The 15,951-nt window shown below is 46.3% G+C and carries 16 protein-coding genes; 5 read left to right on the top strand and 11 right to left on the bottom strand.

The window, feature by feature from the left end; all coding sequences use genetic code 11:
- The first annotated feature begins 102 nt into the window (after nucleotides 1-102).
- Nucleotides 103-414 carry a hypothetical protein gene (locus P5683_RS09950; protein ID WP_006624944.1) on the top strand — a complete coding sequence of 104 codons (312 nt, stop codon included), beginning with the start codon at nucleotides 103-105 and terminating at the stop codon, nucleotides 412-414.
- Here the strand turns inward: P5683_RS09950 and P5683_RS09945 are convergent.
- The 5 genes from P5683_RS09945 to P5683_RS09925 form a co-directional block, all read right to left on the bottom strand.
- Nucleotides 394-1,797 carry an IctB family putative bicarbonate transporter gene (locus P5683_RS09945; RefSeq protein ID WP_035759431.1) on the bottom strand — a complete coding sequence of 468 codons (1,404 nt, stop codon included), beginning with the start codon at nucleotides 1,795-1,797 and terminating at the stop codon, nucleotides 394-396. The genes P5683_RS09950 and P5683_RS09945 overlap by 21 nt on opposite strands.
- Before the next feature lie 95 nt (nucleotides 1,798-1,892).
- Nucleotides 1,893-2,738 (bottom strand): dihydropteroate synthase, encoded by an 846-nt coding sequence (folP, locus tag P5683_RS09940; RefSeq protein WP_315639785.1) that lies wholly within the window; start codon nucleotides 2,736-2,738, stop codon nucleotides 1,893-1,895.
- Between the two features lie 10 nt (nucleotides 2,739-2,748).
- Entirely contained in the window at nucleotides 2,749-3,474 is a 726-nt protein-coding gene (tpiA, locus tag P5683_RS09935; protein ID WP_008048775.1) for a triose-phosphate isomerase, read from the bottom strand.
- Nucleotides 3,475-3,568: 94 nt separating this feature from the next.
- Nucleotides 3,569-3,754: a PCP reductase family protein gene (locus tag P5683_RS09930; protein ID WP_006668263.1), complete on the bottom strand. Its 186-nt coding sequence runs from the start codon at nucleotides 3,752-3,754 to the stop codon at nucleotides 3,569-3,571.
- A 35-nt stretch (nucleotides 3,755-3,789) separates the two neighbouring features.
- Entirely contained in the window at nucleotides 3,790-4,695 is a 906-nt protein-coding gene (locus P5683_RS09925) for an alpha/beta fold hydrolase (RefSeq protein WP_006668264.1), read from the bottom strand.
- A gap of 423 nt (nucleotides 4,696-5,118) precedes the next feature.
- Here P5683_RS09925 and P5683_RS09920 point away from each other — a divergent pair, with 423 nt between their 5' ends.
- Nucleotides 5,119-5,763: a hypothetical protein gene (locus tag P5683_RS09920; RefSeq protein ID WP_006624951.1), complete on the top strand. Its 645-nt coding sequence runs from the start codon at nucleotides 5,119-5,121 to the stop codon at nucleotides 5,761-5,763.
- A 229-nt stretch (nucleotides 5,764-5,992) separates the two neighbouring features.
- Nucleotides 5,993-6,877, top strand: coding sequence for an MBL fold metallo-hydrolase (locus tag P5683_RS09915; protein WP_108614836.1), 885 nt, complete (start codon nucleotides 5,993-5,995; stop codon nucleotides 6,875-6,877).
- A 152-nt stretch (nucleotides 6,878-7,029) separates the two neighbouring features.
- On the opposite strand, the gene P5683_RS09910 is transcribed toward P5683_RS09915, so the two are convergent.
- Nucleotides 7,030-9,048: a DUF1565 domain-containing protein gene (locus P5683_RS09910; protein WP_193521049.1), complete on the bottom strand. Its 2,019-nt coding sequence runs from the start codon at nucleotides 9,046-9,048 to the stop codon at nucleotides 7,030-7,032.
- 216 nt (nucleotides 9,049-9,264) lie between these two features.
- Between P5683_RS09910 and P5683_RS09905 the strand changes: the two genes are divergently transcribed.
- A complete protein-coding gene (locus P5683_RS09905) occupies nucleotides 9,265-10,362 on the top strand; it encodes a thiamine phosphate synthase (protein ID WP_006624957.1) in 1,098 nt (365 codons plus the stop codon).
- Between the two features lie 118 nt (nucleotides 10,363-10,480).
- Here the strand turns inward: P5683_RS09905 and P5683_RS09900 are convergent, their stop codons facing one another.
- Together P5683_RS09900 and P5683_RS09895 are read right to left on the bottom strand one after the other, a co-directional pair.
- Nucleotides 10,481-11,482 carry an NAD-dependent epimerase gene (locus P5683_RS09900; protein WP_006668268.1) on the bottom strand — a complete coding sequence of 334 codons (1,002 nt, stop codon included), beginning with the start codon at nucleotides 11,480-11,482 and terminating at the stop codon, nucleotides 10,481-10,483.
- 244 nt (nucleotides 11,483-11,726) lie between these two features.
- Nucleotides 11,727-12,128 carry a hypothetical protein gene (locus tag P5683_RS09895; protein ID WP_231296360.1) on the bottom strand — a complete coding sequence of 134 codons (402 nt, stop codon included), beginning with the start codon at nucleotides 12,126-12,128 and terminating at the stop codon, nucleotides 11,727-11,729.
- 534 nt (nucleotides 12,129-12,662) lie between these two features.
- Here P5683_RS09895 and P5683_RS09890 point away from each other — a divergent pair.
- Nucleotides 12,663-12,968, top strand: coding sequence for a YkvA family protein (locus tag P5683_RS09890; RefSeq protein ID WP_006624962.1), 306 nt, complete (start codon nucleotides 12,663-12,665; stop codon nucleotides 12,966-12,968).
- On the opposite strand, the gene hrcA is transcribed toward P5683_RS09890, so the two are convergent.
- The 3 genes from hrcA to rfbB all read right to left on the bottom strand — a co-directional run bounded on the left by hrcA (nucleotide 12,965) and on the right by rfbB (nucleotide 15,827).
- On the bottom strand, nucleotides 12,965-14,035 hold the full coding sequence (gene hrcA / locus P5683_RS09885) for a heat-inducible transcriptional repressor HrcA (RefSeq protein ID WP_006624963.1): 1,071 nt from the start codon (nucleotides 14,033-14,035) through the stop codon (nucleotides 12,965-12,967). The genes P5683_RS09890 and hrcA overlap by 4 nt on opposite strands.
- Nucleotides 14,036-14,245: 210 nt before the next feature.
- The gene (gene petJ, locus P5683_RS09880; protein WP_006624964.1) at nucleotides 14,246-14,590 is read right to left on the bottom strand and encodes a cytochrome c6 PetJ; all 345 of its coding nucleotides are present in this window, start codon (nucleotides 14,588-14,590) and stop codon (nucleotides 14,246-14,248) included.
- 133 nt (nucleotides 14,591-14,723) lie between these two features.
- On the bottom strand, nucleotides 14,724-15,827 hold the full coding sequence (rfbB, locus tag P5683_RS09875; protein ID WP_006624965.1) for a dTDP-glucose 4,6-dehydratase: 1,104 nt from the start codon (nucleotides 15,825-15,827) through the stop codon (nucleotides 14,724-14,726).
- Between the last annotated feature and the right edge of the window lie 124 nt (nucleotides 15,828-15,951).

The following is a 15,951-nucleotide window of genomic DNA, read 5'->3' as shown; positions in this document are numbered from 1 at the left end:
GGGGATACCGCCTCTGTTACCTTAACGGGTAATAGTGCTATCGTCGCATTGTCCGGCAATAGCCGGATAAATGTCGCGTAAATGTATCAGGATCACTAACCGATGTTAGAACTGATGGAAACATTCCATTTGTGGGAATACCAACTGAGAATTTATCGAGTTTTTCAGGAATATCGGATTGAACTTTGCCGTCAGGGTAGATATTACCTGCATCAAAAATCGTTTTCTGATTTAGATAACTGTGTACTCTGGGCTTGGTTGGAATTGACCGATCGCCTTGAAACATCACTGACAGAAGATGAATGGGTAGCCCTGTCTCAGGGTATTACCCATTCACAAAACTATATACAATGGCTGAATATAAGTCAACCCCCACAAGCGCAGGCTAAATCATCAGTTGCTGCTGCTATCTGAATTAACACCCTGGCTATTAGGTAGATAGTAACTAGCAATCAGTGCCACCATTAACCACCAAAGAGTATTAACTTGGGGACGATACAACACTGTATCAAACAGACCATGGGCTAACATTCCGGCTAAAGTGGCGATCGCAGCTATTAACCAGAAACCATTAGGATCTTCCCACTCTCGTAGCCTTTTAAGTTGTAGCCATCCTTGGTTAAAAGTCACCGTCAGCAACCACAAGAAGGCGGTTAACCCTACAAACCCAGTTTCTACGATAACCTCTAAGATGACAGAATAGGCACTCAAAGCAGAGTATCGGGGGCGCATATATAACGGATAAACCTGATTAAAAGCATTATTACCAGGTCCAATTCCCAATATAGGGCGATCGCGGATCATCTCTATGACCGCCGCCCAAACATTAATGCGGAAATTATTACTACTATCACCACGTCCCGCAAAGATAGTGGCGACGCGATCGCGCACTGGTGGCACAATGACTATGGCTAACACCAGCAACGCCGCCAAGCCACCGACACCAATAGGAACAGCCCATTTTTGCCAAAAAGGTGGGAAATATTGGCTAATCCAGTACAGCAGCAAAACGGCAAAAGTAAACAATAACGCCACAAACCCCAGCCATCCCCCACGGCTAAAGGTTAGGACCAAACACACAGAATTGACGACAGCCATAGTAATTGCCAACAATTTCGGCATCACGCCGCGCCAAACCAAAATCGCCCCGAGACTCAATCCGACGGCTGGGATGAGATAGCCAGCGAGTAAATTAGGATTACCCAAGTAACTGTAAATTCTGGTGATATTAGCTTGGGCTGATGTAGGGTCCACCCAAGTAGCTAAAGCCTTAGTACCAAAAAACCATTGCCGCATCCCATAAACCCCGACAATCAGGGTAATATGCAGATAGAAGCCGATAAAAAGCGATCGCAAACGAGGCGATCGGAAAACCCGCGCCATCAGGAAAAATAGGACTAAGTAAAGAGTCAAGCGCACCCAACCATTAAAGGCGGCCTGTTTGACGGGAGATAGGGATGTAGCGATCGTGGCAATTCCCCAATACAACAATACCAACAGGTGAATAGGGGTAAATGCCACTTGTGAGGGTTCATCACTAAGGGTCAGCAGAACCCAAAAGCCACCACAGGCGATCAGCAAAACTCCAATCAAAGCGGTATTAACAAAAGGCGCTAACCCAAACACCGCAGCCACCAACAGGGCTCCAATTAATTCTCCCCATTCCATGAACCAGCTTCCCTGTCGCCACGATCGCAAACTCCCACTAATGCGATAGAGTAGACTTCCTCCCCGCCACTGGTAGAGCCTCAGATTCCGCAAAGTAATAGACTGCCAAATTGATGCCACACTGGTCATGATCGTAAAATTCGATAAGTTTGCCTCGGTCATCGAGTACGGGGCGCGCCCAGGAAACCCGAAACCATCAAATAGCGCGATCGCACTTTCCCATTTTAGGCTGGACGATAAATCGCATCTGCCACCCGCGCCACATCTACCAGTTGTGGCACATCATGTATTCTGAGAATATCAGCAGAATTAGCGATCGCAGCCACACAAGCCGCCGCCGTCCCCCAGACACGCCCTTGAGGATGAGGCTTGTCAAGAATCTTACCAATAAAACTCTTACGGGAGGGTCCCACCAATAGCGGACAATCGAGATCCTTCAATAGGGGCAATTCTCGCAGAATCTGCAAATTTTGCTCTAATGTTTTGGCAAAACCAATCCCAGGGTCAACAATCATGTACTCTGCTGGAATTCCCGCCGCCATTCCCGCGGCCAGACGTTCCGCCAAAAACCCTTTAATTTCCCCCATCAAATCCCCATAATCCGTCAAAGTTTGCATAGTTTGGGGAGTACCCCGTAGGTGCATTAACACCACTGGAACCCCCAAATCAGCCACCACTGATAGCATATCCGGGTCATATATCCCCCCAGAGATATCATTAATAATATCTGCCCCACAGCCCACTGCTGCCTCAGCAACCGTCGCCCGGGTCGTATCCACAGATATCACCATATCCCCCAGTTGTCGCAAACCCGCCACCACTGGAAGCACCCGTTCAAGTTCCGTTTCCAGAGACACCACCTCAGCCCCAGGACGGGTAGACACCCCTCCCACATCAATAATATCCGCCCCCGCCCGAACCATATCACCCGCCCGGACCAGGGCAGCATCTAGGGAATCGAACGCCCCGCCATCACTAAAGCTATCCGGCGTTACATTCAAAATCCCCATCAAATAAGTACGGCTTCCCCAATCAAAGGAATGACCCCGAATCGTGATTGGTTTAATCATCGCCAACCTATCAACGATAATTGACAATGCGGCTAAAACTATCCGGCTGCAAACTAGCCCCCCCGACCAAAGCACCGTCAATTTCCGACTGTGCCATAATTTCATCAATATTATCCGGCTTCACAGAACCGCCATATTGAATCGTCACGTTAGGATTACTCAATTTGCTACGGATGAGACCAATTACCCGATTAGCCTCCTCAGATTCGCAGGTGTCCCCGGTTCCAATCGCCCAAATCGGTTCGTATGCGATTACCAGGTTATTCTGATCTACATCTACCAGACCCTGTTCTAATTGGGAAAAAATATGAGATTCCGTCTCTCCCGCATCCCGCTGTTCCTTAGTTTCTCCCACGCACAAAATCGGAGTTAGACCGTGGTTTTGAGCCGCTTTCAGGCGCAGGTTAACTGTTTCGTTGGTTTCGCCAAAATATTGGCGACGTTCACTGTGACCTATGACCACAAACCGCACACCAATTTCCACTAGCATCGGGGGTGAGATTTCTCCAGTATAAGCCCCGGAATCTTCCCAGTGAACATTTTGCGCCCCTAGGCGTACCCGTGAACCATGCAAACTTTTGGACATCACACCCAAATCAGTGAAGGGGACACACAAAACCACTTCCCGATCTTCTGGGGTGTCCTCCAATTCCATCACAAACCCTTTCAGAAACTCCTGGGCTTCTGCTTGGGTTTTATACATTTTCCAGTTTCCGGCAATAATGATTTTTCTCACTTTTGGACCAATAAACCTCAAAAAACAATCAAAAGCCAACCCCTAGTTTAAAGGCTAGTGGGGTCATTTTGAGCAAATACTACCAGCGGTTTTACTACTGACCAAACTCAAGGCGTGCTTGTTCTACCAATTCCACTGTCACCTCTTCCTGGTCGGCTTCCCTGGCTAGTTGCTCAATCCTCTGTCTGGCTTGACCTCGGACGAAGTAGGGAATATTCTTGAGTTTGGCTGTGGCTTCTGGCTGCCACTTTAAATTGTTGATGTAGTCGGAATTGGACATAGCAAGTTCTGGCAACTGTTACCTAATTTTTTAGCTTATGCGACTTCTAGGGCTTTGAGCAAACTCCTAATTACGCCAATGGTTACGCCGGGTAATTCTAACTGCGGCGTTAGTCCTACGTCCTCGAGTTTTTGGAAAATTCGCACGGCCACGGGATTCAGATTGGCTAATCTTTCTCCCATCTCTGGACTGGTAAATTGGCTTTTTTCACCCCAAATCATGGCGGTGGGAGTGGTTAATTGGGGTATATATAACGATAAATCAAAGCATAAATCCCCTCGCACAAATGATAAAGCTGCATATTCGGCGTTAGGCTCTAGGGCGGATTCGAGATAGGCTTCGACGATTTCGTTATAAATTCGAGAGGGACGCGCAAATTGACGCTGCTCTAAAAAACTGCGAATTCCGATGGGGTTGGCTACGGCGGTGGCGTACAGAATTTGGTCTAAAATTGGGGTTTTGACAATTTGAGCAAATAAACTGTTAATATAATTTTGCCCAAAGTCCGATAAGCCGGAGGGGGTTGTGAGAATTAGCCCTTTGAATAATTCCGGTTTTTCGATCGCTACTCGCACGGTTAGGGCGGCGGTTACTGAGGAGGCGATCGCCATAATCGGTTCCTCGCAGGTGGCTTCTATGAATTCGGCGATCGTAGTTATATAATCCTCTGGGGTATAATCACGCGCCGGGTGTTCCGAACGTCCCCAACCTATCAGATCTGGCGCCAGAATTTTATAATCGGCTGCAAAGGCTGGATAGACTTTAGACCATTCATAAGCAGAAGAACCGCCCCCAAAACCATGCAAAAACAATAAAGACGGCTTTTTTTCGGCTTCCTTGTCTTCCGAGCTTATCCAGGGGCTTGTGGTAGCCGTATAATACACCATTCTACCTAGAGACGTAACTATCGAATCTGGCGTAAATCCAAGGGAATAAAACATTTTTAAAACTCCTTTAATTTTGGTTTTTTGCGAATATATCATGCCCATTAAATTGCCTTAATTGGACTATTCCGGTTGCTGAAAATTCCGGTTATATAACAGTGGATAAAATCGCGATAATGGGTAAATTGGCACTTTACCTCATCCCAGAGTGACTTTTGACTGTTATAATTCAGTGATGGGTAACACCCCTCACGGCTCTTAGCCCTCAGTGTACTGTCTTTAACTGTCCAGTGACCGGGTAATCAATGGGCCTAATTCCATGATGTTTTTTCCAAAATCTCCTGATTGGGGCTTGTCGTTCCTGAAAGCATGGCTAAGGGTATTTATTTAGCATCTAACCAACACAGATAGAACAGTCCCCGGTTGTCGGCTATAGCAGTAACAAAACCCTCAATTTCAATGCTGTCGAGGAATTTAGTTATGAGCATTTCTATGGTAGAGGATTTTAGCCCAATGGTGGCTCAGGAAGTGACTCGAATGCAGAATCACATCGGAAAATTAGACTCTAGCAAGCGAAAAGAAAAAACATCGGAACTGGTAGTTCATCCCGTGGGTACAGACTCACCGGGTTCTAGGGACAGGGCTAAATCTTCCGGGTCTGCTGACTATGAAAAATTGCCACAGTTGTCGCCCTCGACTCGCATTCGGTTAGCATTGGAAAAATTACAGGGATTTGAGAAAGTAGAGGAGCAATTCCAGCATTGGGGTATTAAATTTCATAATGCGATCGCCCTTCAACCCTCTAATCCGCGATTTGGCATTGAACCTGGGGTAACAGTTCTCATGGGCGCACCCAAGGGCGGCGCACTAGAAGTGACATTTTCCCACGCGGTGCGCCAAGTTTGGGCTAGGGTGACAAGTTCTCGACATACGGTGATGTCAGCCTTTGATGAAAATGGCCAATTACTGGCCACAGATGAGATCAAGGTTAATAAACCTAGTGATTCGATTGGGTCTGTATTACCGAACGCCGAATTAACCGTAACGGCGAAGAATATATCTAAAATTACCTTCTACACTTTTGATGCACAGTTAATTGTGGATCACCTCAAGGTTGAATTTTAACTGGTTTTGGGTATATGGGGCGATCGCACTATGGGGAATCTGAGCAACTATCGCAAAAGGTGCTACAAATTTTGCTAAGATGATGGCAGTTGGGTGGGAAACCATTAGCAATTCCTGACCTGGCGTACTTGGCTTGGTTTGATAACTTAGCCACAAAAATCGGATTACACAACCAAGGCTGAGTCAAAAGAAACCATAAACCGCCTAGCTGAATCTTCCAAAAAAACCCATGTCCAGCACAAAACACCAATTTACGGTTCACTTTTGGGGCGTTCGAGGAAGTATTTCCTGTCCGGGAACGACAACAGTTCGATATGGTGGGAACACCCCCTGTGTTGAGATGCGGGTGGGGTCGCAACGATTGATTTTTGACGGTGGGACAGGCTTACGGGTCCTGGGACAAGCATTATTAGCAGAAATGCCAGTAACCGCTCATATGTTCTTTACCCATTCTCACTGGGACCATATCCAGGGCTTCCCCTTTTTTGCTCCGGCCTTTGTTCCCATCAATACGTTTAACATTTATGGAGCGATCGCACCTAATGGTTCCACAATTGAGCAGCGCCTCAACGACCAGATGCTTCACCCTAACTTCCCAGTTCCTTTACAGGTAATGGGAGCTAAACTTAACTTTATTGATCTCACTATAGGCGAGTCAATTTACCTCGAAGATGATCTAGTCATTGAAACGGCTTTACTCAATCATCCGGGGGAAGCCGTGGGATATCGCGTCAGTTGGAAAGGCTACAGCACCGCCTATGTAACCGATACGGAGCATTTTCCAGATCGTCTTGATGAAAATGTACTCAAGTTAGCCCGCAATGCTAATGTACTGATTTATGATGCCACCTATACCGATGAGGAGTATTACTCGCCTAAGTCTAGTAAGGTAGGTTGGGGACATTCTACCTGGCAGGAAGCGGTGAAGGTCGCTCAGGCTGCGGGAGTTCAAAAATTGGTGATTTTTCACCATGACCCACTACACAACGATGATTTCATGGATCAAATAGGTGAAAACGTGGCTGATGCCTTTCCTAATAGTTTAATCGCCCGCGAGGGTTTATCCCTACAGTTGATTCCGCCGTTAAAGAATATTGCCACCAGTGAAAAGTGAAATTTTCAATAGCCCCCGCCTACTTCTTGAGGTGGGAACCATTGAATTAGTTGGGCGCACCTCCACCCTAAAGAGACAGAGCCACCAAACTCCCGTGTGATCACCGATCCATCCCCACAGTAAAAGACGGTGGGGAATTCCGGCGATCCGTGTTAATTAAACGGTTCGATAGTCGCAGTAACACCCCGTTGGCGCAATTGTTGTAATAACCTATTCGCCTCGTGTTGGCTGCGGAAGGCTCCAGCTTGGATAAGCGATCGCCCATTAATCACCGTCGTAAAGGCTTGGGGAACCAGCGATCGCACTCTTTGCAGAATTTGACTGCTAGTATCATTCACCACCACTCTATATCGCAACCCCAATATACCCGCCGTAGTTGCAGGCGCAAGACCTGCCGTTACTTGGCTTGGTAGTTGTCCTCCCCCAGTACCAATAGGAATATTACCACCAGGAACCCGGAGAATATCAGACGAAGCTGGTGGCGGTGGGGATGTAATCGTAGATTGTCTTTGGGGTGGTGGTACCGGGATATAAACTGTTTGGGAGTTTTCTTCAGGATTAGAGGCACTGGTCACAGCCCGTCTCACCAGAGACAGCAACAGCGAGCCGGTAGACGGGTTTTCCGCCGCCGTCTGGAGCCTCACTGGTGGAGGTGGGGAACCCGCTGCTACAGGGGCAGATATCACCTGCTGAGGACGTTCTGGCGGCGGTACCGGAATTACAATCGCCTCCGAGTCATCCACAGGAATGGGAGGCGGTGCGGTGTTTGAAAGTGGAGTCACATTAGACTCAGGTAGATAAATAGGTAACGAAGCCGCTTGATTAATGGGGGAAATTGACGAAGAATGATTTTGACCACCCTCCTCAGTAGAACTTCCCATAATGCGATTAGCGATCGCAGAAGGCCCAGCCCCACTCTGGTAACTACCCGCCAACTCTACAGAGCCAGCATTTTTAGTCATAGCCAACTCATTACCGTAGGCAAGAATCGTTAAACCCTTAGTACCATTGTTCACATCATAGCGGCCATTATTGCGGATCACATTCTCTCCCGGTTCCGTTGGCGTTCCCAAATCCGGCAAAGATTGAGCAATAACCACAATACCATCACGCTCATTTTGTTCGATATAGTTATTGCGTAGTACCGGACGAGCGCTCGATTGAATCACTATGCCATCACGATTATAGGCAATTCGATTACCCACGACAAACGGCTCTGACTGTTGGGCGATATTAATACCAAAACCAGTGTTTTCAAAATCATTATCGCGGATTTCCGGCTTAGATGAACCATAGACAGTAATGCCATTCGCTCCATTATTAGCAAAACTGTTTTGTTGAACTAAAGGCGCACTGGTTCCCACCACAGAAATACCATCATGAATATTGCCCGTAAAGGTATTATTAGATACAACCATCGAGCTAGATTCAATCCATAAACCATAACCGCGCGGGTGAGGATTAGTCACAGTTACCCCACTTAACCGGGCTGCATTCGCTCCCACAATAGCTACATTCTGGTTAGCAAAAACCCGACTGCTAAACACTCCCCCGCCATAAATAACCACATCCTGACCCTTATTCTCGGTATTACCCTGAATTGTAATATTAGGTTTAAGTATTAAGGGGAACGCCTCTCCCGTCTCGACGCTATAGGTTCCTGGTGCTAATAAAATAGCCGTATTCGGGGGGGCGACTCTCAAGGCTTGGGTTATGCTTCTCAGCGGTGAAGCCTGTGTACCTTCCCCAGAGTCGTTTCCCGTAGATGAACTCACATAAATTACATTGACTGAATTGGGAGCGGCGGAAGGTGTTTGAGCCAGTAGTAGGGGCGGGTGTATATAGTTGGCTGGTGTCTCCGATAGTTGCTCTCTGCACCCGTCTCTACAGGGGGTAGCGAATGCGGCTGATGCGATTCCCACTAATCCCACACTGGAGACTATAATCATTAAAATCAGCTTTAGAGATAACCAAGCTGTTTTAGGCCTAGGTGAACCTAGGGGAAAGAGAGGGCGGGGTAGCAGCTTCAGATCGCTGCTAGTTAAGTTCCCATCATAGGCTGACGAGGGTGAGTTCAGGGAACTGTTGGGCTGGGTGTCTGTCAATGAAAAAGCCTCGGGTGAGGTTTGCTTTTTAGGATATTGACAGTTGCGGGGGGATTTAGAACTCACGGCAAAACTCCGACAAACTGTAATATTAATTGGGAAAATTAATCTATTTTGGTCCAGTATCCCCTATTATGGCAACACCTGGTTTTTTTATATGATTAATTTTCGTAATGGTGGTTCCGCCCACGGCTAAAGAAAATCTGATATATTAACCTGCGCCGTGGTTGATCATGATTGGGCTTGATTATTTGGCTTGATGGAGTTGGTGAGGAGATTTCGATGGGCGATTTGAATCATAAGACTAAACTGGGACAACCAGCACTTTATCGGATTTTAGATGCCAACTTAGACCGGGCGCGGGAGGGTATCCGAACTATTGAGGAATGGTTTAGGTTTGGCTTGGATAATTCGGAAATGGCTGCGGAGTGCAAGAATTTGCGACAGCAACTGGCACAGTGGCACAGTAATGAGTTGCGGATGTCCCGGGATACTACCACGGATGTGGGTACTCAGTTGAGTCATCCCTCGGAGGAAAACCGAGAAAGTCTCGAACAGGTGATACAGGTCAATTTTTGCCGGGTAGAGGAGGCTTTGCGAGTCCTGGAGGAATATGGTAAGGTTTACCATCCCAATATGGGGGCGGCGGTTAAGCAGATGCGCTACCGGGTCTATACCCTGGAAAGTAATTTACTCGCCTACGGACGACATCAGAAGCTACAAAGGGCGAATTTGTATTTGGTGACTTCTCCCTCGGAAAGGTTGATGTCAGTGGTAGAGGCGGCTTTACAAGGGGGATTAAAGGTGGTTCAGTATCGCGATAAGGATACTGATGATCATCAGCGTTGGAAAAATGCCCGCCAGCTTTGTCAGCTTTGCCACCGTTATAATGCCCTGTTTTTGGTTAATGACCGGGTGGATATTGCGATCGCTGTTAATGCTGATGGGGTACATTTGGGACAGCAGGATTTACCTATTGCTGTGGCTAAACAGCTTTTGGGTCCTCAAAAAATTGTCGGTAAATCAACTACTAATCCCGAAGAGATGAAATTGGCGATCGCTGAGGGGGCCGATTATATTGGGGTCGGTCCGGTTTATGCTACTCCCACTAAGCCTGATAAGCAGGCGGCGGGTTTGGAATATGTACGCCATGCGACTCGTCATGCTTCGGTTCCCTGGTTTGCGATCGGCGGCATTAATATGAACAATTTTGATGATGTTTTGATGGCTGGGGCGACTAGGGTGGCTGTGGTTCGATCTTTGATGCAGGCGGAACAACCTACTCTGGTAACTCAATATTTCCTCTCCCAGTTTACCCGTGTTCAAACTTTACGCGATCGCCAGATTGTACCCGAAAATACTCCGGCAGATTTTTCCTGACCTGCTAGGGCGCTTGCCTTAATCATCGATAATTGAGCCTTGGGGGGCGAGGTGGTTGGTAGATGCGATCATAATATCGTCCCCATATCTGTGACGGCGAGTCCTGTCTCCCATCCGGTTAAACACCATAATAGGATTTATACCAAGCCACAAATTTTTCTACTCCCACCTCTATGGGTGTACTTGGTTTAAATCCTACATCTGCTATCAATGAATCTACATTAGCATAGGTAATCGGCACATCTCCCGGCTGCATGGGAAGCAGATTTTTCTGGGCTTTTTTGCCTAAGACATTTTCCAGGACTTCAATCAAATACAGTAAATTCACCGGCTTATTATTACCGATATTATAAATTTGATAGGGTGCCGTAGTTTTAACTCCCTGAATTTCCGCTTGATTGCTTCCCGGTTGTGGAATCTTATCAATTACCCTAATTACCCCTTCCACCACATCATCAACATAGGTAAAATCTCGCTGCATATTACCATAGTTAAATACCGGAATCGCTTGGTCGGCTAAGATGGCTTTCGTAAAAATAAACATCGCCATATCAGGACGATACCAAGGACCATAAACCGTAAAAAATCGTAATCCCGTCGTGGGAATATTATACAGGTGACTGTAGCTATGAGCCATCAATTCATTAGCTTTCTTAGTCGCAGCATACAGACTAACTGGATAATCTACATAATCACCTACCGAAAAAGGTACAGTTTTATTGGAACCATAAACCGAACTAGAAGACGCAAAAACCAAGTGTGGGATTTGATGATGGCGACAGCCTTCTAAAACATTGATAAACCCCACTAAATTACTATCAATATAAGCGTAGGGATTTTGCAGAGAGTAACGGACTCCGGCTTGGGCGGCGAGGTGGGCTACTGCCTCAAATTGGTGTTCGGAAAACAGTTTTTTGATGCCGACTTTATCGTATAAATCTAGTTTATAAAACGTAAATTTTTCTAAGGGGGTAAGTTGAGCGATGCGGTCTTCTTTTAAAGATACTGCATAATAATCATTGAGATTATCAATACCAATGACTGTATCCCCCCTTTTCAATAGATGTTGACACAGATGAAATCCAATAAATCCCGCCGCACCAGTTACTAATATTTTCACGGTTTGCTCTCCTCATTTATATGGGGGTATTTAGATTATTACAGATAGTCTGTGCTACTATTCGTGGGGGTTAGACAACGGATTTAACAATCAATTTATGGGGGGATTTTAGGCGATCGCATATCGTAGCCTCGATTATTTGAGGGCTAGTCAATAATTACCACAAGATACCCACCCGACTACTGTTAGGTGGGTTCGGAGTCATCAATCAGTTGAGAGTTGAAACTTGCAACCAACAATTGATTTAGTCTAAATATCCCATCAATAGATCAGGATCATCAATGTCATTAGAAGCAATGGGACGGTTCATCACCATCGAAGAAATTTGTAGTTCAGTGGCTGAAACCGGACGGTTAGCCATAGAACCAGTAGGATTTTCCGATTGAATAAAAGTTACTGAAGCTGCATGAACAGCCTTCCCAATAGGGCGTTTGGCGGTTAACATTCCCGCTATTTCAAATTGGTTGTGTCCCACCGGACGATGATTAACGATCGCCGACGGTTCTGGCGATACTTGAATTTGAGTGGGTGCTGAATTACCTTCTGTCGAACTTGATTTACTAGCCACGTCTAATTTCTCCTTGAGAGTATCTGATTCAGGTACATTATCAGCCGCTTCTGTTTCAGCTTCATCGGCTGGAGTCACTTGATTTTGAGGCTGATTATCTGTATCCTTTCTTGTATTGCTACGGGTTCGTCTACTTGTGTTCCTCCTATTTGAACTAGAAGAGTTAACCACCATAGTTAAATACCTTGTTTATCAAATGGAACTAACCCGCTGCCTCATGCTAAAATTGCCCGGGCAACTTAGTCCCTAATCTTAATTCTAGCGTTTGATGTTCCCTAATTACAGCCCCATTTGGGGGGATGCCGGGACTTAAAAATCTCACCACAGGTGTTATTATTGTAAAATCTATCCGTGCCTTTAGTAAAGAAGATTTAACAAAAAATAACTTTTTGCCATCATAAGTAATAAAAATAAACAATCCACACCTATAGCCTGTGGCCAGAGTCCCCGGCTCATCCCCCAAATCTAACGGCTCACCGGAATTCACCAAAATTCCCGAAATTCAATGGTGGTAACTCCCCTACATTAGGGGTGGCAAATCTACACTTTCATGGGGCGGGATAATTTGTCAAGCTAGAATCATCAACAGATTCGATATGGTGTGGCCCAGACATGAAAAATATTGTGCAGTCCTTTTATCTCTGGTATCGGCAAACCTTGCGCCATGCGAAATATCGCTGGCTGCTAATTGGTGGGACTCTGATTTATCTGATATCGCCGATTGATATTGCGCCTGATTTTATTCCGGTGATTGGATGGATAGATGATGGTATTATTGCCACGATGCTGGTAACAGAAGTTTCTGCCTTGGTTCTGGAAAAAATAAAGAAACGCAAGGCTGATGAAAGTACCTCAGAAGTTGGGGAAGCAACTGATGTTCAAGCATCAGTGGTGGATGTAGCGGCACAGGAGTTTTAACTAAGGGCTTCGGACAGGTAATTAGCGGTCGCTTCCACAAGAGCGATCGCATTTTCGTAGACCATGCGAGTAGGTCCCAATATACCCACACTACCAATAGGCTGGGAATTTTGGCGATATTGAGCCGAGATGAGGGTGCAACTGCGGATGGGTTCGAGGGGATTTTCCGAACCAATGCGGATGTTTACCTGTTGGGAAGATTCTGGGGTAGCAAAAATGAGGGGCCAGAGTTGTTCCTGTTCATCTTCGAGCAGATGTAGAATAGTTTGGACTTGCTGAAGTTGTGAAAATTCGGGCAGTCGTAGGACTTCGGAAACACCGCTAACCTGAATCCTAGTATATTCTGGAGTTTGGTGGCGATCGCCTAAGCTCTTGAGCAACTGTTCGATAAAATTACTATATTGCTGAAAGTCTTGATCTATCTCAGTCCAGTCTAAAGTTGACAATTCAGCCAAAGCTAGTCCCCTAAGTTGGTGATTGAGAAAATTAGAGAGAATCTGTAATTCCTGTTCTAATATTTCGGTATCGTCGCCGATATCCTCAACTCCCGGGGCAATTTCCATCAAAATGGACTGGGTTTGATAGGTATGAGTCACCACAACTACCATAATTTTTCCTGAGCCCATAGGAACCAGTTGCAAATGTTGGAGCCTTTCGGTCTTGGTTTGTGGCATAGTAATCAGGGAAATATAGCCACTGAGGGTAGAAAGAATTTGGGCTGCACCTCGTAGCACAGCCTCCAAACTACAACTATCAAAATTTAGCTGTTCCCGTAGGAGTCTAGCGACTTCCTTAGCCAGAGTATCAGAGGGAGTCATCAGGCGATCGACATAAATCCTATAGCCAGAATCAGAAGGTACTCGTCCGGCGGAAGTATAAGGTTGATAGAGTAGTCCGGCTTTTTCCAAGGCTCCCATACCATTGCGGATAGTAGCGGGACTGACATTAAGATTATACTCTTGGGCTAAGGATTTTGAGCCAACAGGTTCTGCTGTCGCGATATAGTGGCGAACAGTTGCCCAGAGAATTTGTTGTTGTCGTGCGGTTAACTTGGATTGAACAAACATTGCACTAAAATTCAGTTACCGAACAATTGTTAAGATTCAAGCTCTGCACATACCTTGACACACTTTATGATAAATCGCTAGGGAATAGAAAACAGAGGGGCGAAACTTTCCGGCTACAAGTCAAGAGTTGAACACCTGACCCTTTGCCCGAAAGCCTCACCCCTAGGGGAAAGGTAGTCTAAACTGTTGGTTTCTGATTAACCTAGGGACTTACCAGCCTTTTTCAGCTTGGTCTACAACATAAGCAGCAACGTCTTCGATCTGCTTGGGAGAGAGTCGGCCATTAAATGCAGGCATGGCGTTTTTACCATTAGTGACTTGGTAAGCCACGGAGGCCACTGCATCCTCATCAAATCCTTTCAGATATTTAGCCAAATCAGACTTGCTGAGGGTTTTGTTGGCAACAATCACATTGCGTCCGCCCATGTGGCAGGCTGCACAGTTAGCAGAAAAAACAGAAGCGCCAGCGGCAGCATCTGCAGCCAAAGCGGGACGTGGCAGTGCAAAGGTCAACAGAGCCACACAGAGTAAAATAACTGACAGCAGCTTTTTCAAAATCGTTCTCCTCTTCTTTAGGTTAAACAGACAGTTAAATGTCAACGGGTTTTATTTTACCGGAGTCTGCCCACTCCAGAAAACTGATCAACTGTTTTTTGTTTAAGATAGATGGGGGTTAACAATGGTGGGACTAGGCGTAAACCTGTCGATAGTAGGCTTGGTACTCTTCGGATAGTAATGGTTCCCACCAATGGCGATGGGTAAGATACCAGCCAACGGTCTGCCGTAACCCTTCTTCTACGGTGACTAGGGGAGCCCATCCTAACTGGGTTTTTAGCTTGCTGGAATTGATCGCATAACGGCGATCGTGGCCGGGTCTATCTTTAACAAAGGTGATCAGATCCATGGAGGGTTTGACGGGTAGGTGGTGGGAGGCTAGTTCGTCCATGAACCGACACAGCATCTTCACCAGGTCTAAATTGGTTACCTCGTTATTCCCTCCAATATTATAGGTTTCTCCGGGTTTACCTCGGTGAATGACTACATCGAGGGCGCGACAGTGGTCTAGTACATATAGCCAGTCTCGCACATTTTGCCCATCTCCATATATGGGGAGGGGTTTACCCAACAGGATATTAATACACATCAGGGGGATGAGTTTTTCTGGATAGTGATAGGGGCCGTAATTATTGGAACAATTGGTGATGATGGTGGGTAGGTTGTAGGTGTGATAGTAGGCGCGCACTAGATGATCGCTACCAGCTTTTGAGGCAGAATAGGGACTGTTGGGGGTGTAGGGGGTGGTTTCGGTAAAGGGAGGATCTTCGGGGCCGAGACTGCCATATACTTCGTCTGTGGAGACGTGCAGAAAACGGTAATGATCAGGCTGTTGGTGCTGGTTCCAATAGTGTCTAAAGGCTTCTAATAGGGTTAGGGTTCCGACAACGTTGGTTTGAATGAAGGCATCGGGACCGAGAATTGAGCGATCGACATGGGACTCGGCGGCAAAGTGGGCAATGGTGTCGATCGCCTCTTCTTCTAGTAATTTGTCAATTAAAGTGCGATCGCAGATATTACCTTCGACAAACTTAAACTGTTCCCGGTCTTCTAAGGTGGCTAGGTTCTGGCGGTTTCCGGCGTAGGTGAGGGCATCTAAAACGACGATACGATCTTCTGGGTAAGCATTGCACCAGTGGTGGACAAAATTTGAACCAATGAACCCCGCCCCCCCAGTGACTAGAACCCGACGAGGATACAAATTTTCACTACTATCGTAGCTATATTGAACTGCCAAAGTGTTTTCCTCCAAACAGTCTTCTGGACTGGCGCTAACTGATCACTAAGTATATTTTGATTGATGGCAACTATTGTATCTTGAACCTAGTGGTTAACCAAAGCTGGCCAATATATCTTATTAC

It is taken from the genome of Limnospira sp. PMC 1279.21 (assembly GCF_032349615.1).
Lineage (GTDB): Bacteria > Cyanobacteriota > Cyanobacteriia > Cyanobacteriales > Microcoleaceae > Limnospira > Limnospira fusiformis.
This window is presented reverse-complemented; position numbering and strand designations above follow the sequence as displayed.